Origin of the sequence: Pseudomonas sp. Sample_9 (assembly GCF_004307535.1) — a bacterium.
GTDB classification, from domain to species: domain Bacteria; phylum Pseudomonadota; class Gammaproteobacteria; order Pseudomonadales; family Pseudomonadaceae; genus Aquipseudomonas; species Aquipseudomonas mercuritolerans.
Genome location: NZ_RAZO01000283.1, coordinates 1 through 6,337, shown reverse-complemented (window position 1 = coordinate 6,337; position 6,337 = coordinate 1). Strand labels below are relative to the sequence as shown.

The following is a 6,337-nucleotide window of genomic DNA, read 5'->3' as shown; positions in this document are numbered from 1 at the left end:
GGTTACAACACCAGGTGCGGCAGCCACAGCGAAATCGCCGGAACGTAGGTCACCAGCAGCAGCACCAGGAACAGCACGCCATAGAACGGCAGCAGCGCTTTTACGGTGCTTTCGATACTGACCTTGCCCACCGCCGAGCCGACGAAGAGCACGGCCCCCACGGGCGGTGTTATCAATCCGATCCCCAGGTTCACCAGCATGATCATGCCGAACTGCACCGGATCGACACCGATGCCCATGATCACTGGCATCAGGATCGGCGTCAGGATCAGGATCAGCGGCGCCATGTCCATCACCGTGCCGAGCAACAGCAGCATGACGTTGATGCACATCAGGATCACGTAGCGGTTGTCCGACAGGGTCAGGAACAGCGTGGTGATTTTCGCCGGGATCTGCATCAGGGTCATGATGTAGCCGAAGCTGGCGGCGAAACCGATCAGGATCATCACGATGGAGATGGTGCGCACCGTGCGGTGCATCAGCTTGGGCAACTCGCTCCATTTGTAATCGCGGTAGATGAACATGGTCACGAAGAATGACCACAGCACCGCGATGGCCGCCGATTCAGTGGCGGTGAAAATCCCCGAGAGAATGCCGCCGAGGATGATCACCATCGCCATCATGCCCCACAGAGCTTCGCCGACGATCTTCAGCGCCTGGCGCATCGGAATCACTTCGCCCTTGGGATAGTTGCGCTTTTTCGCGAAGATCAGGCACAGCACCATCAGGCAGGCGCTCATCAGCAGGCCCGGGACGATGCCGGCCATGAACAGCGAAGCGATCGACACCGTACCGCCAGCGGCCAGCGAGTAGAGCACTGAGTTATGACTTGGCGGGGTCAGCAGGGCTTGCACCGAACCGCTGACGGTCACAGCGGTAGAGAAGTCGCGCGGATAACCCTTGCGCTCCATCTCCGGAATCAGCACCGAACCCACCGACGCGGTGTCGGCCACTGACGAACCGGAGATCGCGCCGAAGAACGTCGAGGCAACGATGTTGACCAGCGACAGACCACCACGGACGAAACCTACCAGCACCCCGGCACATGCCACCAACCGCCGGGACATGCCGCCCTCGGCCATGATCGCGCCGGCGAGGACGAAGAACGGAATGGCCAGCAGCGAGAATTTGTTCACCCCCGAGGCGACCTGGATCATCACCGCCTGGAAGGGAATGTCGATCCACCAAGCGCCGATCAGCGCAGCGGCGCCCAACGCGTAAGCGACCGGCATGCCGATCAGGATCAATACGATAAAACTGCCCAGCAGGATCAGAGCGTCCATTAAACGGCACCTTCACTTTCTTCAACCAGGTCGAACTGCACGACCCGACGTTTGCTCTGGTCACCGAGCAAGAGTTTTTCCACGACAAAAATCAGCGTCAGCAAGCCGCCCAGGGGGATCGGCAAGTAGGTCACGCCAACGCGCAGATCGGGCAGGGCCGCCATGAACTGATTCCAGGTGGACATGCACAGCTTGGTGCCCCAGATGGTCATGAAGATGCAGATGGCCGCCATCAGCAGTTGCGAAAAAATCGCCGCTGCGGATTTCAGCTGCGGTGGCATGCGGTCGGTGAGCATGGCCACGGCCATGTGCGCACCGGCACGGTAACTGGCGGCGGCGCCGATGAAGGTGAACACCATCATCAGCAGGATCGCCGTTGGCTCAGGCCAGCTCGAACCGGTGCCGAGCACGTAGCGGGCGAAGACGCCCCAGGGAATCATCAGGGAAATCGCCAGGACGGAGAGGCCGGCGACCCAGATGCACGTCATGTAGATCTTGTCGTTGATACGCAGCAGCAGATTCTTCATCGGGTTCCACCGTAACCGGGCGCGCCTGAACCGCTGGCGCGCCGGGCCTTTTTCATGAGTACAGAGCGGGAGGCGTTACTGAACGGCTTCGATCTTTTTGATCAGGTCGGCGTACTTCGCGCCGTACTTTTCCCGTACCGGTGCGGTGGCGTCGTAGAAGGGTTTTTTGTCAACGGTGATGAACTCGACGCCAGCGGCCTTGAGTTTTTCTTCACTGGCAGCGGACTTCTTGTCCCACAGTACGCGCTCTTCAGCCTGGGCAGCCTTGGCGGCTTTTTTCACCAGTTGCTGTTGATCCGGAGTGAGTTTTTCCCAAGTGATTTTCGACATCACGATCGGCTCCGGCAGGATCAGGTGACCGGTCAGGCTGTAGAACTTGGCGTTCTGGAAGTGGTTGTGTTCGAGCAGGGTCGGCGGGTTGTTTTCCGCGCCGTCGATCACGCCGGTCTGGAGGGCGCTGAAGATTTCCCCGGTGTCCATGGCGATGCCGTTACCGCCCATGGCGTTCATCATGTCGATGAACATCGGGTTGCCTTGTACGCGGATCTTCATGCCCTTGAGGTCTTCGAGCTTGCGCACCGGTTTCTTGGTGTAGATGTTGCGCGTGCCGCCGTCCATCCAGGCCAGGGCCACCAGGCCGAATTCGGAGTTGGTGATCTTGTCGAGAATCTCATCGCCCACCGGGCCGTCGATGACGTTACGCATGTGTTGCTGGTCGCGGAAGATGAACGGCATGTTGAACACGTTCACATCCGGCACCACAGGGCCGACGATACCCAGGCTGACGCGCGACAGCTGCACCGCGCCGACCTGCATCTGCTCGATGACTTCCTTCTCGGAGCCGAGCACACCGCCCGGGAAGTATTGGAAGGTCAGTTCGCCGTTGGTTTCCTTGGTCAGGGTGTCGCCCATGGATTTTTCAGCCACCACGGTTGGGTAACCGGCGGGGTGAATGTCGGCAAATTTGAGTTTCATTTCCGCCTGAGCGGCACCGGCAAAGGTGAACATCAGCGGGAGTGCAGCGGCGAGCAAGGTGCGTTTGAAGTTCATGGGGGGTGAGTCTCCAGTCTTGTTATTTTTGTGTTCAAGGCGCAGCGGTGCAGCAGAAGGTCTAAAGCAGATCGTTGAATTCAGGTTCGGCGAGGCCTTTGACGCCTGGCTTCAGGGCGAACACGCCGCCGGCCAGGGATTGCGGGTCGTGGTCATCGCCGGGGCGAATCGAGGCGACAAACAAGGTGTCCAGGTTGCTGCCGCCGAAAGCGCACATGGTCGGTTTCTTCACCGGTACTTCCAGCGAGAAATCCAGCCGGCCGTCCGGGGCGAAGCGGTGAATCAGGCCGGCGTCGTTGGCGCAGATCCAGTAGCAGCCTTCGGCATCAACGGCAGCGCCATCGGGGCGGCCGGGGAAATGATTCATGTCGACGAAGATTCGGCGATTCGATGGCGTGCCGGTCTCGGTGTCGTAATCGAAGGCCCAGATCAGTTGCACATTGGGGTGCGAATCCGACAGGTACATGGTCTTGCCGTCAGGGCTGAAAGCGAGGCCGTTGGGCACGATGAAGCCATCCAGCTGCGCTTCGATCACGCCCGTCTGCCCGGCGCCGTAGCGATAGAGTCGGCCTTCGGGCGCGTTCAGGCCCATGTTCAGCACCATGCTGCCCGCCCAGAAACGCCCTTGGCGATCACAGCGACCGTCGTTGAGGCGCATGTCCGCGCGGCTGTGCTCTACGGTGGCGAGCAGCTCACTGTCGAGGCTGCCGTCGCTGTGCGGGTGCAGGCGAAAGAAACCGCTTTCCATACCGGCGACCCAGCCACCACTGCGGTGGCGGGTGATGCAGGCGAGCATTTCCGGGGCCTTCCACGAGGCAACATGCCCGGTGTCAGCGCTCCAGCGTTGCAGCCCGCCGTTGGGAATATCGACCCAGTACAGAGCGTTTTCCTGCGGCACCCAGACCGGGCTTTCACCGACCGCGTTGCGGGCGTCGACGATCAATTCGGCTTGCATACTCATTCCCATGGTTTTTATTGGAGGGGATCAAGTCGAACGGTCAGTCGCCGAACGGGCCTGCTGCGACGAAAGCGCCGCCCTGGTAGATCCGCGCCGGGTCATCGTCGGCTGGCATCGGTTGCGCTTCGACCTTGTCGCGGAAGATTTCCGAGGTGTCCTTGGCTTCGAAACCGAGATGGCTGGCGTAGCGGTTGTCCCACCAGACGTCTTTGTTGGCGGACATGCCGTAGACCACGGTGTGGCCGACGTTCGGGGTGTACAGCGAGCGTTCGAGCAGTTGCGTGAGATCGTCGAAGCTCAGCCAGGTGTGCATCATCCGGCGGTTCTGCGGTTCGGGGAACGAGGAGCCGATGCGGATGCTGACGGTTTCGATGCCGTAGCGATCGAAGTAGAAACTGGCCATGTCCTCGCCGTAGGACTTGGACAAGCCGTAGTAACCATCGGGACGACGCGCCGAAGTGGCGTCGAGCTGTTGGTCCTGTTTGTAGAAACCGATGACGTGGTTGGAACTGGCGAAGATCACCCGCTTCACACCGTGCTTGCGCGCCGCTTCGTAAATGTGGAACACGCCGCTGATGTTGGCGCCGAGGATTTCTTCGAACGGGCGCTCGACCGAAACGCCGCCGAAATGCAGGATCGCATCGACGCCTTCGACCAGTTGATGCACGGCTTGCTTGTCGGCGAGGTCGCAGAGCACGACTTCTTCGTGTTCATCGACGGCCGGGGCGAGGGCGGCGATGTCGGACAGGCGCAGCACATTGGCGTAAGGGCGCAGGCGTTCGCGCAACACTTTGCCCAGGCCGCCGGCGGCACCGGTCAGCAGCAGGCGGTTGAAAGGAGCGCGGGGGGTAGAGGTAGACGTCATGGCAATCCCTGAACACATTGTTATTAGGTTTGTTGTAGGTTGTCGTATGACTGCGCTGAAGTATCGGTAGGGTTTCCGGATCTTGTCAACGCGACTTTTGGTGTAGATGACGGAAGGGCCCGATTCATTTTCTCAAGACCCGATACCTGCCTTGCAATGCAATCCCCTTGTGGGAGCGAGCCTGCTCGCGAATGCGCTGTGCCAGTCAGCACAAGTCGACTGGTCCGGCGCTTTCGCGAGCAGGCTCGCTCCCACAGGGCAAACCGCCAACCCTTACAACAACGAAATCGGATAGCTGATAAAGATCCGGTTCTCGTCGAATTCATTGGTGCTGAAGTCCCGGCGAATGGTCGCGTTGCGCCATTTCACGTTGAGGTTCTTCAGCGGGCCGCTCTGCACGGTGTAGGCCAGCTCCGATTCGCGGCCCCACTCCTTGCCGTCATTGGTGGTGGCGGTGTGCACGTTATCGCCGCTGATGTAGCGGTTCATCAGGGTCAGACCAGGCACGCCCAGGGCAACGAAGTTGTAGTCGTGACGCACCTGCCAGGAGCGCTCTTTGGCGTTGTCATAACTGGCGTTGTAACTGTCGTTGGCCAGGGTGCCGCCGCTGGTGCCGTTGACGCGCATCCAGGCATCGTCGCCGGTGAGTTTCTGCAGGCCGACGTAGAAGGTGTTGCCGCCATACTTGGCCGAGAGCAGGGCGAACGCGGTCTTGTTGTCGAGGTCGCCGGCCTGAGCGCTGCCGTCTTCCTTGCCTGTGAAAAAACCGAGGTTGGCGCCCAGCGTCCAGTCGCCCATCGGCTGGCTGTGGCTGAGGTTGAAATACTGCTGCTGGTAGATGTCAGTGAGTTCGGCGTACCACACGCCGACCATCGTGCGTTTCTCGTTGAAGCTGTATTCACCGCCGCCGAAGTTGAATCGATCGGAGGTGAATGCACCGCGGCCGTTCATCGACATGTCTTCCATGCTCGCATCGTTGCGCGGGCTGTTGCCACGGAACTGGCCGCCGTAGACGGTCAGGCCGTTGATCTCGGTGGACGTGATCTGGCCGCCGCGAAAGGTCTGCGGCAGGGAGCGGCCATCGTCGGAGCGCAGGATCGGCAGCACCGGCATCCATTCACCAACCTTCAATTCGGTCTTCGAGACTTTGGCTTTCAGCGCCACGCCGAGACGGCCGAAGTTATCGGCGGGGCGCCCGTCATCGTGGATCGGCAACAACTGCGTACCGCCAGTGCCTTTGCCACCATCGAGCTTTTGCGAGTACATGCCAAGGATGTCGAGGCCGAAGCCGACGGTGCCCTGGGTGAAGCCGGATTTGGCGTCGAGAATGAAGTTCTGCGTCCATTCTTCAGCCTTGCCCTGCGGATTGGCCGGGTTGACGAAGTTGCGGTTGAAGTAGGCGTTGCGCAGGTTCAGCGTGGCTTTGCTGTCGTCAAGAAAGCCTTCGGCATCGGCGCTCATCGGCAGGGCCAGAGCGAGGCTGCTGCAACCGATCAGGCTGAGGGTCGAACGCGGTTTGAAATGGGCAAAACGTGACGGGCGGACGGAATTGCGGGCGAGTGGGCTCACTGTGACGCTCCCTGGATCGTTTGTTGTTTTTATTATTTGTCATACGTCGTCGTACAACATCGATGCGGATATTTCCCAGATTTAC

6 protein-coding genes are annotated in these 6,337 nt (G+C 60.3%); all 6 read right to left on the bottom strand.

The annotated features are described in order from the left end of the window. Positions 1-2: 2 nt before the first annotated feature. Positions 3-1,283 carry a TRAP transporter large permease gene (locus tag D6877_RS15515; RefSeq protein WP_016775191.1) on the bottom strand — a complete coding sequence of 427 codons (1,281 nt, stop codon included), beginning with the start codon at positions 1,281-1,283 and terminating at the stop codon, positions 3-5. Next, entirely contained in the window at positions 1,283-1,810 is a 528-nt protein-coding gene (locus D6877_RS15510) for a TRAP transporter small permease (protein WP_016775190.1), read from the bottom strand. Before D6877_RS15510 ends, D6877_RS15515 begins: the two co-directional genes overlap by 1 nt. 75 nt (positions 1,811-1,885) lie before the next feature. After that, positions 1,886-2,860 carry a TRAP transporter substrate-binding protein gene (locus D6877_RS15505; protein WP_130911358.1) on the bottom strand — a complete coding sequence of 325 codons (975 nt, stop codon included), beginning with the start codon at positions 2,858-2,860 and terminating at the stop codon, positions 1,886-1,888. A 61-nt stretch (positions 2,861-2,921) separates the two neighbouring features. Continuing rightward, complete coding sequence (locus D6877_RS15500; RefSeq protein ID WP_130911357.1) at positions 2,922-3,815, bottom strand: SMP-30/gluconolactonase/LRE family protein; 894 nt, start codon at positions 3,813-3,815, stop codon at positions 2,922-2,924. A 43-nt stretch (positions 3,816-3,858) separates the two neighbouring features. Further along, complete coding sequence (locus tag D6877_RS15495; protein WP_122700616.1) at positions 3,859-4,683, bottom strand: NAD(P)-dependent oxidoreductase; 825 nt, start codon at positions 4,681-4,683, stop codon at positions 3,859-3,861. A 273-nt stretch (positions 4,684-4,956) separates the two neighbouring features. Further along, entirely contained in the window at positions 4,957-6,252 is a 1,296-nt protein-coding gene (locus tag D6877_RS15490; RefSeq protein ID WP_024013340.1) for an OprD family porin, read from the bottom strand. Positions 6,253-6,337: the final 85 nt, after the last annotated feature.

Bases quoted from the DNA above. Each gene is read 5' to 3' on its own strand.
- D6877_RS15505 (WP_130911358.1), bottom strand. From the start codon at position 2,860: ATGAACTTCAAACGCACCTTGCTCGCCGCTGCACTCCCGCTGATGTTC.
- D6877_RS15515 (WP_016775191.1), bottom strand. From the start codon at position 1,283: ATGGACGCTCTGATCCTGCTGGGCAGTTTTATCGTATTGATCCTGATC.
- D6877_RS15500 (WP_130911357.1), bottom strand. From the start codon at position 3,815: ATGCAAGCCGAATTGATCGTCGACGCCCGCAACGCGGTCGGTGAAAGC.
- D6877_RS15510 (WP_016775190.1), bottom strand. From the start codon at position 1,810: ATGAAGAATCTGCTGCTGCGTATCAACGACAAGATCTACATGACGTGC.
- D6877_RS15495 (WP_122700616.1), bottom strand. From the start codon at position 4,683: ATGACGTCTACCTCTACCCCCCGCGCTCCTTTCAACCGCCTGCTGCTG.